The sequence below is a fragment of the Streptomyces sp. MK7 genome (genome assembly GCF_032658145.1).
In the GTDB taxonomy this organism is placed as follows: domain Bacteria; phylum Actinomycetota; class Actinomycetes; order Streptomycetales; family Streptomycetaceae; genus Streptomyces; species Streptomyces spiralis.
Genome location: NZ_JAVACL010000001.1, coordinates 339568 through 357017, shown reverse-complemented (window position 1 = coordinate 357017; position 17450 = coordinate 339568). Strand labels below are relative to the sequence as shown.

Below are 17450 nucleotides of genomic sequence, written 5' to 3'. Positions count from 1 at the left end.
TGGCCAAGCCCGTAACCCGATACAGGACCGGTATGTCAACGTGCACCGATGTGAAGGGGGCGTGAGCAGGGTCACTTCTTGAAGTTGATGACCGCCTCCATCACGCTCTTCGCGATGGGCGCCGCGAGGCCGCCACCGGAGATGTCGTCGCGGTTGGCGTTGTCGTCCTCGACCACCACGGCCACGGCGACCGGCGAGCTGCCGTCGCTGGTCTTGGCGTAGGAGAGGAACCAGGCGTACGGCTTGCCGGCGTTGTTGACGCCGTGCTGGGCGGTACCGGTCTTGCCGCCCACGGTGACGCCGCGGATCTGGGCGTTCTGGCCCGTGCCCTCCTTGACGACCGTCTCCATCATCGACTGGAGGATCTGGGCGTTCTTCGAGGACAGCGGCCGGCTCAGCTCCTCCGGCTGGGTCTGCTCCAGGGTGTCCAGGGTCGGCGACTGGAGCTTGTCGACCATGTACGGCTTCATCAGCTTGCCGTCGTTGGCGACCGCGGAGGCGACCATGGCCATCTGGAGCGGGGTCGCGGCGGTGTTGAACTGGCCGATCGAGGACAGCGCGGTCTGCGAGGGGTTCATGTCGTCGGAGAACACCGAGGCGTTGGCGCGGACCGGGGTGAACTGCTCCTTGTTGAAGCCGAACTTCTCCGCCTCGTCGAGCATCTTGTCGTTGCCGAGGGTGGCGCCGATCTTGCCGAAGACGGTGTTGCAGGAGTACCGCAGCGCGACGCGCATGGTGGCGTTCTTGCAGGGGATGTGGCCCTCGTTGGGCAGCGGGGTGGTGGTGCCCGGCATGGTCCACGGGTCCGGCGAGTCGGTGTTCTCGTCGGCCGAGGTGTACAGGCCGTTCTCCAGTGCGGCGGCCGCGGTGACCACCTTGAAGGTGGAGCCGGGCGGGTAGGTCTCGCGCAGTGCCCGGTTCAGCGTCGGGTCGCTGGGGTCGTTCTTCTTCTGGAGTTTGTTCCAGGCCTTGCCGTCCGCCGCGGAGGTGCCGGCGAACGACGAGGGGTCGTACGACGGGTAGGAGGCCAGCGCGAGGATCTTGCCGGTGGACGGCTCCAGGGCGACGACGGCGCCCTTGCCGTGGCCCTTGAGGCCGTTGTACGCCGCCTTCTGCGCGGCCGCGTTCAGCGTGGTGACCACGTTGCCGCCCTGCTTCGGCTTGCCCGTGATCATGTCCAGGGTGTTGCGGAAGAACAGCCGGTCGTCGTTGCCGGTGAGGATGCCGTCGTCGATGCTCTCCAGCTGCGTGGCGCCGAAGGACTGCGAGGCGAAGCCGGTGACCGGCGCCCACATGGGGCCGTTCTTGTAGGTGCGCTTGTACTTCAGGTCGTTGAGCCCGTTGCTCTTGGTCTCGGTGGACCCGGTGATCGGGGTGCCGCCGACGATGATGTCGCCGCGCGGGGTGGAGTAGCGGGCGATGGTGACGCGGCGGTTGTTCTCGTCGTTCTTCAGGCCGTCGGCCTTGACGTACTGGAGCCAGTTGTCGCGGATGAGCAGCGTGAGGACGAGGAGGCCGCAGAAGATCGCGATCCGGCGCAGGGGCTTGTTCACGGGCGGACCACCTGGGTCATCTCGGCGTCGGGGTTGGAGGCGGGGGCGGGGGCCGGCCGGCGGGCGGTGTCGCTGATCCGGATGAGTACACCGATGAGGGCCCAGTTGGCGATGACGGAGGAACCGCCGTAGGCCAGGAACGGCATGGTCATACCGGTCAGCGGGATGAGGCCCATCACACCGCCGGAGACCACGAAGACCTGGAGGGCGAAGGCGCCGGACAGGCCGATGGCGAGCAGCTTGCCGAACGGGTCGCGGGCGGCCAGCGCCGTGCGCACGCCGCGCTCCACGATCAGGCCGTAGATCAGCAGGATGGCCATGAGGCCGGCCAGGCCCAGTTCCTCGCCGAAGGTGGCGAGGATGAAGTCGGAGTTGGCGGCGAACCGGATGAGGTCGGAGTGGCCCTGGCCGAGGCCGGAGCCGAGGGTGCCGCCGGAGCCGAACGCCCACAGGGCCTGCTGGAGCTGTTCGGAGTGCATGCCGGGCGCGCCCGACCGGCTCAGCTTGTACTCGTGCAGCGGGTTCAGCCAGGCCTGGACGCGCTGGTGCACGTGCGGCTCGAAGCTGGCCACGCCGACGGCGCCGACCGCGGACATCAGCAGACCGAAGACGATCCAGCTGGTCCGCTCGGTGGCGACGTACAGCATGATCACGAACATGCCGAAGAACAGCAGCGAGGTGCCGAGGTCGGTCTCGAAGACCAGGATGAGGATCGAGATGACCCAGACGACCAGGATCGGGCCGAGGTCGCGGCCGCGCGGCAGGTACAGGCCCATGAAGCGGCGGCTGGCCAGGGCGAGCGCGTCCCGCTTGACCATCAGGTAGCCGGCGAAGAAGACCGCGAGGACGATCTTCGCGAACTCACCGGGCTGGATGGAGAAGCTGCCGACGTGGATCCAGATCTTCGCGCCGTAGACGGGCAGGCCGAGGCCGGGGACCAGCGGGAGCAGCAGCAGGACGAGCGCGGTGACCATGGAGATGTAGGTGTAGCGCTGCAGGACGCGGTGGTCCTTGAGGAAGATCAGCGCCACGACGAACAGCGCGATGCCCATCGCCGTGTACATCAGCTGGTTGGGCGCCTTGTCGCCGGCCTGGTGGATGGCCTGGAGCAGCTTGGACTGGTCCAGCCGCCAGATCACCACCAGTCCGAGGCCGTTGAGCAGGGTGGCCAGCGGGAGCAGCAGGGGGTCCGCGTAGGGCGCGAACTTGCGTACGACGAGATGGGCGACGCCGGCCAGCAGGCCGAGACCCAGGCCGTAGCTCAGCAGGCCGGAGGGCACCTGGTTGTCGATGGCCAGGCCCACGTTGGCGTAGGCGAACACCGGGATGACGACCGCGAAGACCAGCAGGGCGAGCTCGGTGTTGCGCCGGCTCGGCGCGCCGATGGCGCCGATCGTGGACGTGTGGTGCGTCGGCGAGTTGGTAGTACTGCTCATCGTGTGACAGGGCCTCTCACGGCTTGCCTACTGCTTACCGCACTGCGAGACGACCTTCTGCTCTTCCTCCGAGAGAGTGGGGCCGGGGTTGGAAGTGGGCGCGGTCGCGGACTTGGACGGGGACGGTGACGTGGACGTCGACGGATTCGGCGTCGGTGTCGCCTTGGACGTGAAGGAGGCGGGGGTGGTTCCCGTGGTGCCGCCGGTGCTGGTGGTGCCGTTGGTGCCGCCGGCGTCCGTGGTGCCTCCGGTCTTGCCCTGGGGCTCCTTGGCGTTGTTCTGGGACTCCGCGGTGCGGCGCTCGGCCTCCTTGCGGCACGCGGAGGCCTGCACCGACAACTCGTCGATCTTCTTCCGGGCGTCCTGCAGACCGCCCTCGGTGATCGTCGCCTTGACCTGCTTCTGCTGGTACGGCGGCAGGTACTTGAGTTCGATCTCGGGGTGGTCGGTCTCCACCTTGGACAGCTTCACCCAGGCCAGGTCCTGGCTGATGCCCCGGTAGAGCGCGACGTGCTCGTCGTTGGCGCCGACGAAGTACTGGGTCTGCGTCCAGCGGTAGCCGCCGTACAGGCCGCCGCCGATGACGGCGAGCGCGAGCACGCTGTAGAGGGAGCCCTTCAGCCACCTGCGTCCCCTGCGCGGCTTGACGAAGTCGTCGTCGCCGTAGCCGGCGAAGCCGCCCGCGGGGATGAAGCCGGTGGTGTCGCCGGAGCCGGGCGGGCCGAACTCGCCGCCCCCGCCGCCCTGGCCGGGCGCCCGGCGGCCCAGGCCCGAGGCACGGCCGGCCGGCGTCTGCATGATGCCGTTGTCGTGCAGGTGGTGCTGGTTCTCGGCGACCGCGCCGACCACCACCGGGGTGTCGGACAGCTGCCCGGCGAGGGTGTCACCGGTGTCGAGGTCGAGGACGTCGGCGACGATGACGGTGATGTTGTCGGGGCCGCCGCCGCGCAGCGCGAGCTGGATCAGCTCCTGCACGGTCTCCTGCGGGCCCTGGTAGCTGGCGAGGGTCTCCTCCATCGTCTGGTGGGAGACCACGCCGGACAGGCCGTCGGAGCAGATCAGATAGCGGTCGCCGGCGCGCACCTCGCGGACGGACAGGTCCGGCTCGACGTGCTCGCCGCTGCCGAGGGCGCGCATCAGGAGGGCGCGCTGCGGGTGGGTGCTGGCCTCCTCCTCGGTGATGCGTCCCTCGTCGACCAGGCGCTGCACCCAGGTGTGGTCCTGGGTGATCTGGGTCAGGACGCCGTCCCGCAGGAGGTAGGCGCGCGAGTCGCCGACGTGCACGAGGCCGAGCCGCTGCCCGGTCCACAGCAGTGCGGTCAGCGTCGTCCCCATGCCCTCCAGCTGGGGGTCCTCCTCGACCATGGCGCGCAGCTGGTCGTTGGCGCGCTGCACGGCCACGCCGAGCGAGGTGAGGATGTCGGAGCCGGGGATGTCGTCGTCGAGGGCGACGATGGTGGAGATCACCTCGGAGGAGGCGACCTCGCCGGCGGCCTGGCCGCCCATGCCGTCGGCGATCGCGAGCAGTCGCGGACCGGCGTAGCCGGAGTCCTCGTTGCCCTCGCGGATCATGCCTTTGTGCGATCCGGCGGCGAAGCGCAGTGACAGACTCATGCGCACCTCGCCCGTCGGCTCGGGGTACAGCCGATCGTGTCGAGCCACACTGCCCACCCTCCGGTCGGGAGCGCGCCGGGGCCCGGGGTGCCGGCCGCCACTGCGTGCTCGCTCCGCTCGCGCTCATTCATGACGTAGCACTACTTCCGCAGCTCGATGACGGTCTTGCCGATGCGGATCGGCGCGCCCAGCGGGATCGGTGTGGGGGTCGTCAGCCGGGACCGGTCCAGGTACGTGCCGTTGGTGGATCCGAGGTCCTCGACGATCCACTGGCCGTCGCGGTCCGGGTAGATCCTGGCATGCCGGCTGGAGGCGTAGTCGTCGTCCAGCACGATCGTGGAGTCGTGCGCGCGGCCCAGCGTGATGGTCTGGCCCTGCAGCGCGACGGTGGTGCCGGTGAGGGTGCCCTCGGTCACCACGAGCTTGGTGGGGGCGTTGCGGCGCTGCCGGCCGCCGCCCTGCTGACCGCGCTGCTGCGGGGGCGCGGCCTGCCGTGCGGCCTGCTGCGGCCGGCCGGCGTCCCGGCGGGCCCCCCGCTGGGTGACGCGCGTACCGAACAGGTCGCTGCGGATGACCTGCACGGCCACGATCACGAACAGCCACAGTACGGCCAGGAAACCCAGCCGCATGACCGTGAGGGTCAGCTCTGACATTGCCCCCGGTTCACCCTTCGGCTTGCCTATAGATAACGGTGGTGCTGCCCACGACGATCCGCGAGCCGTCGCGGAGCGTAGCGCGGGTGGTGTGCTGCCCGTCCACCACGATGCCGTTGGTGGACCCGAGATCCTGGATCGTCGAGGGCGTTCCGGTCCGGATCTCGCAGTGCCGGCGGGAGACGCCGGGGTCGTCGATCCGCACGTCGGCTTCGGTGCTGCGGCCCAGCACCAGCGTCGGGCGGGAGATCTGGTGGCGGTTGCCGTTGATCTCGATCCAGTAGCGGGTGCGTCCGCCGGCGGAGGGGCCCTGCGGGGGCCGCTGAGCGGCGGGCTGCGGGTAGCCGTACCCGCCGGGGCGTGCGCCGGGCGGCGGGGCGGCGGGCATGGGGGGCGCGCCGGCGGGCGGGTAGCCGTACCCGCCCTGGGCGCCGGGGCGGCCGGGCGCGGCCGGCGAGGGGCCCTGCGGGCTCTGCGGGGCCTGCTGGCTGCTGGAGGAGGCGAGCGTACGGCTGCGCACCCGGTACAGGCCGGTGTCCAGGTCGTCCGCCTTCTCCAGGTGGACCTTGATCGGTCCCATGAAGGTGTAGCGCTGCTGCTTGGCGTAGTCGCGCACCATGCCGGCGAGCTCGTCGCCGAGCTGGCCGGAGTAGGGGCTCAGGCGCTCGTAGTCGGGCGCGCTGAGCTCCACGATGAAGTCGTTGGGGACGACCGTGCGGTCGCGGTTCCAGATGGTCGCGTTGTTGTCGCACTCGCGCTGGAGCGCGCCCGCGATCTCCACGGGCTGGACCTCGGACTTGAAGACCTTGGCGAAGGTGCCGTTGACCAGACCTTCGAGACGCTGCTCGAACTTCTTCAGGACTCCCATGGGGCACCTCCTCCGTTGTGGCCGTCGCTGTGGGTCTTGCCGTCGTGCTTGTGGGTCTTGCGGTCGTGCTGATGCGTACTGCTTACCTGGTACTGCTTACTGATCGTATCCACGCGCCGGTAAATCGGCTGGTTCCCCCTGTCGGCCCCGTCGACGGTTGTCGACACTCCTTGTACGTCGCTGTGTACGTCTGCCCAGGATCGTAGAGGCGGCCGTAGACCAGTGTCCCGCACCCGAGGGTGCGGCCTGTCCGGCTCCTGGGGAGACGGGCGGGACCGGTACGAGGTTGATACGTGAACAGGCACAGGTTGATACGGAACGGGAGCATCCGGGGAGCGGGGACTTCCGGAGGGGTGTCCCGGAGGACATCGGGGGGACATCGGGGGCAGATCGCAGGGGACGTCGGGGCACGTCGGGGGCGGGCTTCGGGGGAGGCCGGGGGCGACGGCCGGGGGCTGTCGCCGCTGGTGCGTGGGGGTGCGCCTGCCCCGGGGAAAGGGATGTGAACCCACCCCGGACGGCGTGCTAATGTTCTGGGTGTCGGAAGGCGCCGGGCCCGAAACGAAGGGAACGGAGCCGGAGGACACACCCAATGCGCGGGTGGCGGAATAGGCAGACGCGCTGGATTCAGGTTCCAGTGCCCGCAAGGGCGTGGGGGTTCAACTCCCCCCTCGCGCACGGCTGAAAGCCCCGCAGGTCTCGGACCTGCGGGGCTTTCGCGTTGCCGGGACAAGCGGGGCAGGCTTCGGCGTTGCCCGGGGCGCTTCCTGTTCGCCTGTTTCACCGGTTTCGCCTGTGAGGAAGGTCTCAGGCGGCGAGGGTCACTCGCGGGTCCACAGGGCGGGGACGTTGGGTGGCTCCCAGAGGTGCCCTCCTTGCCGCCGTCCGCACCGCGGACGTTCATCAGCAGCGCCGCGTCGAAGAGGGTGTCGGTGGTGTTGCGCCGCTCGCCGGGGAAGTACAGCTGGGTGGTCAGCACCGGCTGCCCGGGAGCCTGGGCCTCGACGTGGATGTGCGGGTGCGGCCCGGGTAGAGGCCCGGCACGATCGTGCTCAGCGAGTACGCCCCGGTGGAGTCCGTGAACTGGTGAGCTCGCAGGGTGTAGCCGGCCATGGCGTACGCGCCGGCGTCGTCGGGCTGCCAGAAGTCGAGGAGCACCCCCGGCAGCGGGACGCAGCCGCGCCCGAAGACATGGCTGCCGACGGTCAGCGGGGTGTGTGGCGTCATGGTGCGCGGCGTTATGGCCGCCCCAGGGGGGCGCCGTCCCGGTGTACCCGCCGTGGGCACGGCTGTACGGTCTGGCTCGTTGACGTGAACTGGACGGGGCCGGACGAGGTCCGGACGGGGAGGGGCGGTCGGGATGACCGAGCTCACGGTGGGAACGGGAACCGGGCGTGCGGGGCGGGTGCCGGTGGTGTCCGGGTTCGCGCGGTGGCCCGTCGAGGGCTCGCCCAAGGCGGAGGGCAAGGCGCTGCGGGAGCGCGTCCCGCGGTCCGCGCACGCCGTGTTCGAGGCGGACGCCGGCCGGCCGGACGCGCTCACGGCCGTCGAGGAGTCCAACCAGGGCCGTATCCCGGAGCTGACGCCGATCCGGGTCGGCAGGATGGCGGCGACACCGTTCGCGTTCCTGCGCGGCTCGGCGGGCCTGATGGCGTACGACCTCGCGCGCACTCCCATGACCGGCGTCGGCGCCCAGATCTGCGGTGACGCGCACGCGGCCAACTTCGGCCTGTACGCGGACGCCCGCGGCGGCCTGGTGATCGACCTGAACGACTTCGACGAGACCGTCCACGGGCCCTGGGAGTGGGACCTCAAGCGGCTCGCCACCTCCCTGGTGCTCGCGGGCCGGGAGGCGGGCTGCGACGAGGACAGCTGCCGGGCCGCCGCCCAGGACGCGGTGGGCGCCTACCGGCGCACCATGCGGCTGCTGGCCCGGCTCCCGGTTCTGGACGCCTGGAACGCCATCGCCGACGAGGAACTCGTCTCCCACACCGATGCCCACGATCTGCTCGGCACGCTGGAGCGGGTCTCGGAGAAGGCGCGGGCCAACACCAGCGGCCGCTTCGCCGCCCGGTCGACGGAGCGGACGGAGGACGGCGGGCGCCGCTTCGTGGACGCCCCGCCGGTGCTGCGGCGAGTGGCCGACGCGGAGGCGGCGGAGGTGGCGGCGTCGCTGGAGCACTACCTGACCACGCTCTCGGAGGACCGGCTCCCGCTGCTGGCCCGCCACGCGGTGCACGACGTCGCGTTCCGGGTGGTCGGCACGGGCAGCGTGGGCACGCGGTCGTACGTCGTGCTGCTGCTGGACCACCGTGGCGAGCCGTTGGTGATGCAGGTGAAGGAGGCCCGGCCGTCGGCGCTGGTGCCGCACCTGGTGACCGCCGGTTTCGCGGCGCCGGAGGCGGACCACGAGGGCCGCCGGGTGGTGCTCGGGCAGAAGCGGATGCAGGTGGTCAGCGACATCTTGCTGGGCTGGACGACCGTGGCGGGACGGCCGTTCCAGGTACGGCAGTTCCGCAACCGCAAGGGCAGCGTCGACCCGGCCGCCCTCCCCGCCGACCAGATCGACGACTACGCCCGGATGACCGGCGCGCTGCTGGCCCGCGCCCACGCCCACAGCGCCGACCCCCGGCTGATCGCCGGTTACTGCGGCAAGAACGAGGAGCTGGACGAGGCCATGGCCGCCTTCGCCGTCGCCTGTGCCGACCGCACCGAGGCGGACCACGCGGAGCTGGTGGCGGCGGTACGGGCGGGTCGGATCGCGGCCGAGGCGGGGGTGTGAGCCCGCCGGGAGCGCTTCAGGCCCGGTGGCCGGTGACGGCCGTCTGCCCGGCCCCGGTCGGCGCGGCGCTACGCTGGTCGGGTGACGATCCCGGAACCTGAGCAGGGTGACGTCGCCGGAGCGGATCGGGCGAGGTCACAGGGCGCCGCGGCGCGGCCCGAGGAGCGGTTGGAGCGGGCCGTGCGGGCCGCCGAGCAGGCGCTCATCGAGTACGAGATCGCGGTGGAGACCTTCCGGGTGGAGGTCGAGAACTTCTCCCGGCTGCACGAGCAGCGGCTCGGCCCGCTCTACGCCCGCCTGGACGAGCTGGAAGCGCAGATCGCCGAGGCCCGGGCCGAGCGCACCGGTGACCCGGAGGACGTCCGCCGGGCGCAGGAGGCGCGGGATCGGCTGCAGCCGATCCCCGGCGTCGAGGAGCTGCTGCACGGCTGGATGGACGGCGACGGCCTGTTCCCGGAGGCCGTCGCGATGCTCACCGACCAGCCGGTGCGGCCCCCGCAGCGGGTCCGTCCGAGCGAGGAGGCCCGCAGCCTCTACCGGGAGCTGGCCCGCAAGGCCCACCCCGACCTGGCGCAGGAGGACGGCGAGCGCAAGCGGCGCGAGGAGTTCATCACCCGGGTCAACGCCGCCTACGCCCGTGGCGACGCGGACGAGCTGCGCCGGCTGGCCGAGGAGTGGGCCGCCGGCCCCCGGCCCGCCGAGCTGCGCCCCAGCCGCAGCGAGGAGCTCTACGCCCGCCTGGAGTGGCTCGCCGAGCGCAAGGAGATCCTCACGCTCGTCGCCAAGCAGCTGGAGGACAGCGCGATCGCCGGGATGCTCCGGCTCGCTCCCGACGACCCCGACGGCCTCCTCGACGAGATCGCCGCCCAGCTCCGCGACGACGTGGCGAAACGCGAGGCGGAACTGGCGGAGGTGCGGGGCGGGGCCTGACGGCCCGGCCGGCGTCGGCCGGGCCGTCAGGCCCGGTGACGGGTCCGCACTCGGTGGCGATCCGCCGGCTGTCCTGCTTCGGGTAGCGTCGGAGCATGCATTTCGGAGCTGGTGTACCCACGGTCGAGGTCCAGGACCTCAAGGACGGCGACTTCCTGTTGGACGTCCGCGAGGACGACGAGTGGCAGGCGGGCCACGCCGAGGGGGCCCTGCACATCCCCATCAGCGAGTTCGTGGCCCGCTACGGCGAGCTGGCGCAGGCGGCGCCGCAGGACGGGCGGATCAACGTGATCTGCCGCTCCGGCGGCCGTTCGGCCCAGGTCGCGATGTACCTGGTCCAGCAGGGCATCGACGCGGTGAACGTCGACGGCGGCATGCAGGTGTGGGCCGCGGCGGGCCGCCCCGTCGTGACCGACGAGGGCAAGCCCGGCCACGTGCTGTGAGCCACGTGCTGTGACCTGGGCCGTGCTCAGCGGTCGAAGTCCAGCTCCACCTTCTCCGTGGCCGGGTGCGACTGGCACGCCAGCACGTAACCCGCCTCCGTCTCCTCCGGTTCCAGCGCGAAGTTGCGGTCCATGCGGACCTCGCCCGTCACCAGGAAGGCGCGGCACGTCCCGCACACCCCGCCCTTGCAGGCGTACGGCGCGTCGGGACGGTTGCGCAGCACCGTCTCCAGCAGCGTCTCCCCGTCCTGGACCGGCCACGTCCCGCCACGGCCGTCGAGCCGGACGGTGACCGTGCTGTGCGCCGGTGCCATGGATGCCGGGCGGGTGGCCGTACCGGCGTCCACGTGGAAGATCTCCTGGTGGATCCGGTCCCGGGTGACCCCGAGTCCCCGCAGGGCCCGCTCGGCCCCCTGCACCAGCCCGTAAGGCCCGCACAGGAACCATCCGGCCACCTCGGGCACCGGCAGCAGCGCCGGAAGCAGCCCCGTGAGCCGCTCCTCGTCGAGCCGCCCGGACGGCAACCCGGCCTGCTGCTCCTCCCGCGAGAGCACCGTCACCAGCTGCAGCCGCTCGGGGTGCCGGTCCTTCAGGTCGGCGACCTCCTCCAGGAACATCGTCGAGGCGGTGGTCCGGTCGCTGCGTATCAGGCAGAAGCGGGCCGACGGTTCGCGGGCCAGCAGGGTGGCGGCCATGGACAGCACCGGCGTGATGCCGCTGCCGCCGACGACGGCCGCGTACAGACCGGGCGCGGGATGCAGCGTGAAGCGGCCCGCCGGGGTCATCACCTCCAGCTCGTCCCCGACGTTGATCTCCTTCAGCGCGTAGGCGGAGAACGCCCCGCCCTCCACCAGCCGCACCCCGACCCGCAGCGTGCGCGGTCCGTCTCCGTCGGGGTCCGGTGCCGGTGAGCAGATCGAGTACGTCCGCCGGATGTCGGCCCCGTCGGCCACCCGCCGCAGGGCGAGGTGCTGGCCCGGCGCGTGCCGGTACTCCGTCCGCAGCTCCGGCGGCACCGTGAAGGTGAGAGCCACGGAGTCGTCGGTGAGCCGGTCGACGGCCGTCACGCGCAGTGGGTGGAACCGGGCCATCACACCTCCTTGAAGTGGTCGAACGGTTCCCGGCAGGCCAGGCAGCGCCGCAGCGCCTTGCAGGCGGTGGAGGAGAACCGGCTGAGCAGCTCGGTGTCGGCCGATCCGCAGTGCGGGCAGCGGACGGCGTCGGCAGGGTCGTATGCAGTGGAGGCAGTGGGGGCTGTAAAGGCAGTGGGGGCGGCGGGATCGGTGGGAGCGGCGGGGGAGCCCTTGGCTGCGGGGGCCGTGCGGAAGCGGGTGTGAGTGGGGCCGAGCTCCACGGGGACGGGTCCCGAGGCCGATCGCACGCGCGGCGGCGCTATGCCGAACTCCCGCAGCTTGCGCCGCCCTTCGTCCGTGATGTCGTCCGTCGACCAGACCGGCGAGAGCACCTTGCGGACGGTGACCTCCCGCATGCCGTGCTCGCGCAGCACCCGCTCTATGTCGAGCGCCATCGCCTCGACGGCCGGGCAGCCGGTGTAGGTAGGGGTCAGCTCGACCTCGACCGCGTCCGCGCCGTGCAGACGCACCGCGCGGACCACGCCCAGCTCCTGAAGCGTGAGCACGGGCAGCTCGGGGTCGGGCACGGAGCCCGCGAGCCGCAGCAGCTCCGCCTCCAGCGTGGTCGGCGCGGTCACCATGACGCCCCCGGGTGGCTGCGGTGCAGGTGCTGCATCTCGGCGAGCATCCGCCCGAACGGCTCGGTGTGCACGCCCTGCCGCCCGGCGCCCGCCGACCACGCCGTGGCCCGCGGACCTTCCGGCAGCGTCAGGGTGGCCCGCTCCAGCACCTCACCCACGGACTCCAGCCAGGCGCCCTCCAGGCCGGCCCAGTCGACGTCCAGCCCTGCCACCGGCTGGAACATCTCGCCGGTGAACCGCCACAGCGCCTCGCAGGCCCGCCGCATGCGTTCGTGGCTGACGTCCGTGCCGTCGCCGAGCCGCAGCGTCCACTGCTCGGCGTGGTCGCGGTGGTAGGCGACCTCGTTGACCGCCTTGGCGGCGAGCGGGGCGAACTCGCCCTCGCCGCCGGCCAGCGCCGCGTACAGCAGGTGCTGGTAGGTGGAGAAGTACAGCTGGCGGGCGATGGTGTGCGCGAAGTCGCCGTTCGGCTGCTCGACGAGCTGGAGGTTGGTGAAGGCGCGCTCCTCACGCAGATAGGCCAGTTCGTCCTCGTCGCCGACCGTCGACAGCAGGACCCGGGCCTGGCCCAGCAGGTCGAGGGCGATGTTGGCGAGGGCGACCTCCTCCTCCAGGACGGGCGCGTGACCCGCCCACTCCCCCAGCCGGTGGGAGAGCACCAGGGCGTCGTCGCCCAGGGCAAGGGCGGCGGCGGTGGCGACGGTGGCGGTCACAGGTGCTTCACCCCTTCCGGGATCTCGTAGAAGGTCGGGTGCCGGTAGGGCTTGTCGGCGGCCGGCTCGAAGAACGGGTCCTTCTCGTCCGGTGAGGAGGCCGTGATCGCGGCGGAGGGGACCACCCAGATCGATACGCCCTCACCACGTCGCGTGTACAGGTCGCGGGCGTTGCGCAGGGCCAGCTCGGCGTCCGGGGCGTGCAGGCTGCCGGCGTGGGTGTGGGAGAGCCCGCGCCGGGAGCGCACGAAGACCTCCCACAGGGGCCAGTCGGTGTTCGTCATGCCTGCTTCGCTCCTGTCCTGCCGGTCGCGTCTGCGGTGCCTGTCGCGCCTGCCGTGCCGGTCGCACCTGCTGTGTCCGCGGTGCTTGTCGTGCCTGCCGTGCCGGTCGTGCCTGTTCTGCCGCTGTGCTTGGCCGCGTGGGCCGCGGCCGCCTCCCGTACCCAGGCGCCCTCGTCGTGCGCCCGGCGGCGCTGGGTCAGGCGCTGCTCGTTGCACGGGCCGTTGCCCTTGAGGACGGCCTGGAACTCGGTCCAGTCGATGGCGCCGAAGTCGTGGTGCCCCCGCTCCTCGTTCCACTTCAGGTCCGGGTCGGGGAGGGTGAGGCCGAGGGACTCCGCCTGAGGGACGCAGATGTCGACGAAGCGCCGGCGCAGCTCGTCGTTCGAATGACGCTTGATCTTCCAGGCCATCGACTGCGCGGAGTGCTGGGAGGCGTCGTCCGGCGGGCCGAACATCATCAGGGACGGCCACCACCAGCGGTTCACCGCGTCCTGCGCCATCGCGTGCTGCTCGGGCGTGCCCCGGCTCAGGGCCAGCAGCAGTTCGTACCCCTGGCGCTGGTGGAAGGACTCCTCCTTGCAGATACGGACCATGGCGCGTGCGTAGGGACCGTAGGAGCAGCGGCACAGGGGGACCTGGTTGGTGATCGCGGCGCCGTCCACCAGCCAGCCGATCGCGCCCACGTCCGCCCAGGTCAGTGTGGGGTAGTTGAAGATCGAGGAGTACTTCTGGCGGCCGGTGTGCAGCTTGTCGAGCAGCTCCTCGCGGCTGGTGCCCAGCGTTTCGGCGGCGCTGTACAGGTACAGGCCGTGGCCCGCCTCGTCCTGGACCTTGGCCATGAGGATGGCCTTGCGGCGCAGGGACGGCGCGCGCGTGATCCAGTTGGCCTCCGGCTGCATGCCGATGATCTCGGAGTGCGCGTGCTGGGCGATCTGCCGGACCAGCGTCGCGCGGTAGGCGTCGGGCATCCAGTCACGTGGCTCGATGCGCTCCTCGGCGGCCACCGCGGCGTCGAAGGCGCGCTGGTTCCCGTCCGTTCCCGCGGCGCCGTCCGGGGCGTCGTGCGCCGGGGTGCCGGCCGTCAGGTGCGCGGCTGCTGTCGCCATGCGGTCCCCCTTGACCTCGACTTCTCTGCCATGTCCCGACCGATCGTTCGGTCCGGTGGAATCCATGGTGCGGTTCGCCGCCACGGAGTGTCAACCGCTGTGGAAACGTGGGAGCGCCCTGTGGACAAAGCGCGGACCGCCCGCGCCCGCCCCGGAAGCGGCCGGGGCGCCCGGGCTCCCCGACCGTGAGGGTCTGCTGTGTGGGGTCTGTGTGCACGGCTGCCGTGCCATTCGGGTGAAGGCCGACAGAGTGGTACCAAACGTCGTGCGGGCCCGACCGTCCCACGGGCCGGGGCTGTGCCCGGCCGACGGCTCTGAGTACCGTTCCGTGCGGCGCCCGGGAGTGGTGCGTGTGGGCGCGGTGACGTGACAGAGCCCGGGCGGCGGGGCGACGGGCGGCCCACGGCCGGAAGACAGAGCGGGTACGGAGCGGGATCGGGAAACGGGGCGGCGGAATGGACACGCACGACGAGGACTCGAACGCCCCGCACGGACCTGGCGGGCGACATGGACCGGACAGGACCACCGGTCCCGGCGAGCCCCGCGAGACCGGTGGGGCCGATGAGCCACACAGGGGCAAGGGGACCGATGAGCCTGCTGGGTCTCTGGTCACGAAGGAGACAGACCGACCTCACGCGACCCGCGAGCCTTCCGGGCCGGAGGGGGAGCCCGGTGCCCGCGAGCCCCAGCACCGTCCCGAGCCCCTCGTCGGCGCCCGTCTTGGTGTAGCCGCGCTCTCTCCGCGCTACCAGGTGGGCGCCGCGCTGGCGCTCGCGGTGGTGGCGGTCGTCGCCTGTGTGCACCTCGGCATGGTGTTCCTGCACGTCGCACCCTCGAACACGGTGACGAAGCAGCACGGCAAGGCCATCGACGACTGGATATACCCGGAGTTCGAGCAGAACTGGAAACTGTTCGCGCCGAACCCGTTGCAGCAGAACATCGCCGTCCAGGTGCGCGCCGAGACGCACGGGGCGGACGGCAGCGCCTCCACCACCGGCTGGTACGACCTGTCGGCGGAGGACGGCCGGGCGATCCGGGGCAACCCGCTGCCCAGCCACACCCAGCAGAACGAGCTGCGCCGCGCCTTCGACTACTACGCCGGCACGCACGACAAGGACAACCGCCCGGTGGGCGTGCGCGGCACCCTGTCCGAGGAGTACCTGCGCCGGATCGTCGTGCTGCGCCTGGACCGCGACCACGCGGCCGGCAGCGGCGGCACGCTCCAGCGCGTCCAGGTCCGCGTCCGCACCGCCGCCGTGCCGCCGCCCAGGTGGAGCGGTGAGACGGTGCCGTCCGAGCCCGCCTACCGCGTGCTGCCGTGGTGGACGGTGCCGGCCGCCGAGGCCCGGGGAGGTGTGCGGTGAACCGGCTCGCCCTCACCGTCTCCCGGGGGATCGGCCGGATCACCGAGGCCGCCCTCGGCTCCCGCCAGACGGCCGTGATACGCATCGGCTTCTCCGCGACGTGGCTGCTGTTCCTGCTGCGCGAGTATCCGCACCGCCAGGAGCTGTACGGCCCCGACGGCCCGTGGAGCTTCGACCTGGGCCGGCGTCTGACGCAGGAGAACGGCGCGTTCACCGCGCTGATGTGGTTCAGGGGCCAGTTCTGGTTCGAGACCGTCTACGCGCTGGCCGTGCTGGCGAGCCTGCTGCTGTTGCTGGGCTGGCGCACCCGCACGATGTCCGTGCTGTTCATGCTCGGCGTGTTCTCGCTGCAGAACCGCAGTGTCTTCGTGGGCGACGGCGGTGACAACGTCCTGCACCTGATGTCGCTGTACCTGGTCTTCATCCGCTGTGGACGGGTGTGGTCGCTGGACGCGCGAGGGGCGGAGCGCGGGCGAGCGGCACGCGTGCGGGGAGAGCGGGTGCCGCCCGACCGGGTGGGTCCGGTGCTGTGGGGTGTGCTGGGGGCGGTCCTGGCCGGGGTCACGGCGGCGGGCAGGATGCAGGGCGAGTGGCTGCTGCCCGCGCTGCTGTGGGCGGTGTGGGCGGCGCAGGCGCTGTGGTGGCTGGTCGCGCGGCGCGCGAGGTCGGCCGAGCCGCGGATCCTGCTCGACGTGATCGCCAACGTCCTGCACAACACCGCCCTGCTGGTGATCATGACGGAGGCGTGTCTGATCTATGCGACGGCCGGCTGGTACAAGATCCAGGGCTCGCGCTGGCAGGACGGCACCGCCGTGTACTACCCGCTCCATCTGGACTACTTCTCGCCCTGGCCCGGTCTGGCCGATCTGCTGTCCTCCAGCGGGACGATCATGGTGGTCCTCACCTACGGGACGGTGATCGTGCAGGTCGCCTTCCCCTTCACGCTGTTCAACCGGCGGGTGAAGAACGTCCTGCTGGTGGCCATGATGACCGAGCACGCCGTGATCGCCGTCGTCCTGGGGCTGCCGTTCTTCTCGCTGGCCATGATCGCGGCGGACGCGGTGTTCCTGCCGACGTCGTTCCTGCACCGGCTCGGCGACCGGGCGGCACGCGCGCGTGGACGGCTGCTGTCGCGCGGCGGCCGCCGCGAGCCGGGGGAGCCGCGCTCCCCCGGGGACAGCGAGCCCGTCCACGTAGGCTTCCCGGCATGACGGACCCCGTACCCGGCCCCGTACGCGACTGGCGCCGGCTCGCCGACGGCTCCGCGCCCACCGTGCTGCTCGACGGCTTCCACGCCCTCAAGCACGCGGTGCGCTTCGGGGCCGAGGTGCCGGTGGCCGTCACCGCCGACCGGGGTGCGGCGCTCGCCCTCGCCGAGGAGCTGGCCCCGGACGTCCGGGACACCCTGGACGCCCTGCTCGCCGAGGTGTCCAGGGACACGTACGCCGCTCTGGTGCCGCGTCCGCATCCCACCGCCGTGGCCGCGCTCGCTCTGCGGCCCTCCCGCGAGGCGAACCTGCGGGCGCTGGCGCACACGCCTCGCGGCGCGCCGGTCGTCGTCCTGGACCAGCCGCGCAACCTGGGCAACGCGGGTGCGGTGATCCGGCTGGCCGCCGGTTTCGGGGCGACCGGGGTGGTCACCACCGGCACCCTCGACCCCTGGCACCCGACGGTGGTGCGCGGCGGGGCGGGGCTGCACTTCGCGACGGCGGTGGAGCGGCTGGCCGTGGACGAGCTCCCGCCCGGCCCGCTGTTCGCGCTCGACCCGGAGGGCGAGGACATCCGCCGGCTGAAGCTGCCCGACGACGCCGTGCTCGCCTTCGGCTCCGAGCGCAGTGGGCTGTCCGCCGAGCTCCGGGAGCGCACCGACCATCTGGTGGCCCTGCCGATGCGCCCCCAGGTCTCCAGCTACAACCTCGCCACCAGTGTCGCGATGACGCTGTACCACTGGAGTACGGCCGGGGGCGCACTCTGACGGGCGGCCGGCGCT

At 71.8% G+C, this 17450-nt stretch carries 17 protein-coding genes and 1 tRNA gene; 7 read left to right on the top strand and 11 right to left on the bottom strand.

The genetic code is table 11. From position 1 onward, the window contains the following. Window positions 1-71: 71 nt before the first annotated feature. The 5 genes from R2S09_RS01590 to R2S09_RS01570 all read right to left on the bottom strand — a co-directional run bounded on the left by R2S09_RS01590 (window position 72) and on the right by R2S09_RS01570 (window position 6124). Window positions 72-1553, bottom strand: a complete 1482-nt coding sequence (locus tag R2S09_RS01590) for a penicillin-binding protein 2 (RefSeq protein WP_316739334.1) — start codon at window positions 1551-1553, stop codon at window positions 72-74. Further along, window positions 1550-2989 (bottom strand): FtsW/RodA/SpoVE family cell cycle protein, encoded by a 1440-nt coding sequence (locus tag R2S09_RS01585; RefSeq protein ID WP_306184623.1) that lies wholly within the window; start codon window positions 2987-2989, stop codon window positions 1550-1552. Before R2S09_RS01585 ends, R2S09_RS01590 begins: the two co-directional genes overlap by 4 nt. A 27-nt stretch (window positions 2990-3016) precedes the next feature. Further along, window positions 3017-4603, bottom strand: a complete 1587-nt coding sequence (locus R2S09_RS01580) for a Stp1/IreP family PP2C-type Ser/Thr phosphatase (protein WP_306184900.1) — start codon at window positions 4601-4603, stop codon at window positions 3017-3019. Window positions 4604-4743: 140 nt separating this feature from the next. Continuing rightward, entirely contained in the window at window positions 4744-5256 is a 513-nt protein-coding gene (locus tag R2S09_RS01575; RefSeq protein ID WP_030181690.1) for an FHA domain-containing protein, read from the bottom strand. 10 nt (window positions 5257-5266) lie between these two features. Beyond that, a complete protein-coding gene (locus R2S09_RS01570) occupies window positions 5267-6124 on the bottom strand; it encodes a DUF3662 and FHA domain-containing protein (protein WP_306184625.1) in 858 nt (285 codons plus the stop codon). Window positions 6125-6718: 594 nt separating this feature from the next. Between R2S09_RS01570 and R2S09_RS01565 the strand changes: the two genes are divergently transcribed. Continuing rightward, window positions 6719-6802: transfer RNA gene (locus R2S09_RS01565), tRNA-Leu, on the top strand. A 294-nt stretch (window positions 6803-7096) separates the two neighbouring features. Here R2S09_RS01565 and R2S09_RS40500 read toward each other — a convergent pair. Then, window positions 7097-7351 carry a hypothetical protein gene (locus tag R2S09_RS40500; protein WP_399143906.1) on the bottom strand — a complete coding sequence of 85 codons (255 nt, stop codon included), beginning with the start codon at window positions 7349-7351 and terminating at the stop codon, window positions 7097-7099. Between the two features lie 133 nt (window positions 7352-7484). On the opposite strand from R2S09_RS40500, the gene R2S09_RS01555 reads away from it, so the two are divergent. The 3 genes from R2S09_RS01555 (at window position 7485) to R2S09_RS01545 (ending at window position 10279) form a co-directional block, all read left to right on the top strand. Further along, on the top strand, window positions 7485-8906 hold the full coding sequence (locus R2S09_RS01555; protein WP_306184627.1) for a DUF2252 domain-containing protein: 1422 nt from the start codon (window positions 7485-7487) through the stop codon (window positions 8904-8906). Window positions 8907-8987: 81 nt separating this feature from the next. Then, window positions 8988-9836 (top strand): hypothetical protein, encoded by an 849-nt coding sequence (locus R2S09_RS01550; RefSeq protein ID WP_306184629.1) that lies wholly within the window; start codon window positions 8988-8990, stop codon window positions 9834-9836. Window positions 9837-9931: 95 nt separating this feature from the next. Continuing rightward, the gene (locus tag R2S09_RS01545) at window positions 9932-10279 is read left to right on the top strand and encodes a rhodanese-like domain-containing protein (RefSeq protein WP_306184631.1); all 348 of its coding nucleotides are present in this window, start codon (window positions 9932-9934) and stop codon (window positions 10277-10279) included. A gap of 26 nt (window positions 10280-10305) precedes the next feature. Here the strand turns inward: R2S09_RS01545 and R2S09_RS01540 are convergent, their stop codons facing one another. From R2S09_RS01540 to paaA, 5 genes are read right to left on the bottom strand one after another with little or no spacing between them, the layout of a single operon-like run. Further along, window positions 10306-11370: a 2Fe-2S iron-sulfur cluster-binding protein gene (locus R2S09_RS01540; protein WP_316739326.1), complete on the bottom strand. Its 1065-nt coding sequence runs from the start codon at window positions 11368-11370 to the stop codon at window positions 10306-10308. Then, on the bottom strand, window positions 11370-11993 hold the full coding sequence (paaD, locus tag R2S09_RS01535) for a 1,2-phenylacetyl-CoA epoxidase subunit PaaD (protein ID WP_306184635.1): 624 nt from the start codon (window positions 11991-11993) through the stop codon (window positions 11370-11372). Before paaD ends, R2S09_RS01540 begins: the two co-directional genes overlap by 1 nt. Further along, window positions 11987-12706: a 1,2-phenylacetyl-CoA epoxidase subunit PaaC gene (gene paaC / locus R2S09_RS01530; RefSeq protein WP_306184636.1), complete on the bottom strand. Its 720-nt coding sequence runs from the start codon at window positions 12704-12706 to the stop codon at window positions 11987-11989. Before paaC ends, paaD begins: the two co-directional genes overlap by 7 nt. Then, entirely contained in the window at window positions 12703-12990 is a 288-nt protein-coding gene (gene paaB / locus R2S09_RS01525) for a 1,2-phenylacetyl-CoA epoxidase subunit PaaB (protein WP_037614825.1), read from the bottom strand. The genes paaC and paaB overlap by 4 nt, the downstream gene beginning before the upstream one ends. Beyond that, on the bottom strand, window positions 12987-14096 hold the full coding sequence (gene paaA / locus R2S09_RS01520; protein ID WP_316739321.1) for a 1,2-phenylacetyl-CoA epoxidase subunit PaaA: 1110 nt from the start codon (window positions 14094-14096) through the stop codon (window positions 12987-12989). Before paaA ends, paaB begins: the two co-directional genes overlap by 4 nt. A gap of 455 nt (window positions 14097-14551) precedes the next feature. On the opposite strand from paaA, the gene R2S09_RS01515 reads away from it, so the two are divergent. The 3 genes from R2S09_RS01515 to R2S09_RS01505 are packed head-to-tail and all read left to right on the top strand — an operon-like array spanning window position 14552 to window position 17435. After that, window positions 14552-15460, top strand: a complete 909-nt coding sequence (locus R2S09_RS01515) for a DUF5819 family protein (RefSeq protein WP_316739320.1) — start codon at window positions 14552-14554, stop codon at window positions 15458-15460. Then, a complete protein-coding gene (locus R2S09_RS01510) occupies window positions 15457-16671 on the top strand; it encodes an HTTM domain-containing protein (RefSeq protein WP_306184644.1) in 1215 nt (404 codons plus the stop codon). The genes R2S09_RS01515 and R2S09_RS01510 overlap by 4 nt, the downstream gene beginning before the upstream one ends. Then, complete coding sequence (locus R2S09_RS01505) at window positions 16668-17435, top strand: TrmH family RNA methyltransferase (RefSeq protein WP_316739318.1); 768 nt, start codon at window positions 16668-16670, stop codon at window positions 17433-17435. The genes R2S09_RS01510 and R2S09_RS01505 overlap by 4 nt, the downstream gene beginning before the upstream one ends. Window positions 17436-17450: the final 15 nt, after the last annotated feature.

Bases quoted from the DNA above. Each gene is read 5' to 3' on its own strand.
- R2S09_RS01585 (WP_306184623.1), bottom strand. From the start codon at position 2,989: ATGAGCAGTACTACCAACTCGCCGACGCACCACACGTCCACGATCGGC.
- R2S09_RS01580 (WP_306184900.1), bottom strand. From the start codon at position 4,603: ATGAGTCTGTCACTGCGCTTCGCCGCCGGATCGCACAAAGGCATGATC.
- R2S09_RS01575 (WP_030181690.1), bottom strand. From the start codon at position 5,256: ATGTCAGAGCTGACCCTCACGGTCATGCGGCTGGGTTTCCTGGCCGTA.
- R2S09_RS01570 (WP_306184625.1), bottom strand. From the start codon at position 6,124: ATGGGAGTCCTGAAGAAGTTCGAGCAGCGTCTCGAAGGTCTGGTCAAC.
- R2S09_RS40500 (WP_399143906.1), bottom strand. From the start codon at position 7,351: ATGACGCCACACACCCCGCTGACCGTCGGCAGCCATGTCTTCGGGCGC.
- R2S09_RS01555 (WP_306184627.1), top strand. From the start codon at position 7,485: ATGACCGAGCTCACGGTGGGAACGGGAACCGGGCGTGCGGGGCGGGTG.
- R2S09_RS01545 (WP_306184631.1), top strand. From the start codon at position 9,932: ATGCATTTCGGAGCTGGTGTACCCACGGTCGAGGTCCAGGACCTCAAG.
- R2S09_RS01540 (WP_316739326.1), bottom strand. From the start codon at position 11,370: ATGGCCCGGTTCCACCCACTGCGCGTGACGGCCGTCGACCGGCTCACC.
- paaD (WP_306184635.1), bottom strand. From the start codon at position 11,993: ATGGTGACCGCGCCGACCACGCTGGAGGCGGAGCTGCTGCGGCTCGCG.
- paaB (WP_037614825.1), bottom strand. From the start codon at position 12,990: ATGACGAACACCGACTGGCCCCTGTGGGAGGTCTTCGTGCGCTCCCGG.
- paaA (WP_316739321.1), bottom strand. From the start codon at position 14,096: ATGGCGACAGCAGCCGCGCACCTGACGGCCGGCACCCCGGCGCACGAC.
- R2S09_RS01515 (WP_316739320.1), top strand. From the start codon at position 14,552: ATGGACACGCACGACGAGGACTCGAACGCCCCGCACGGACCTGGCGGG.
- R2S09_RS01505 (WP_316739318.1), top strand. From the start codon at position 16,668: ATGACGGACCCCGTACCCGGCCCCGTACGCGACTGGCGCCGGCTCGCC.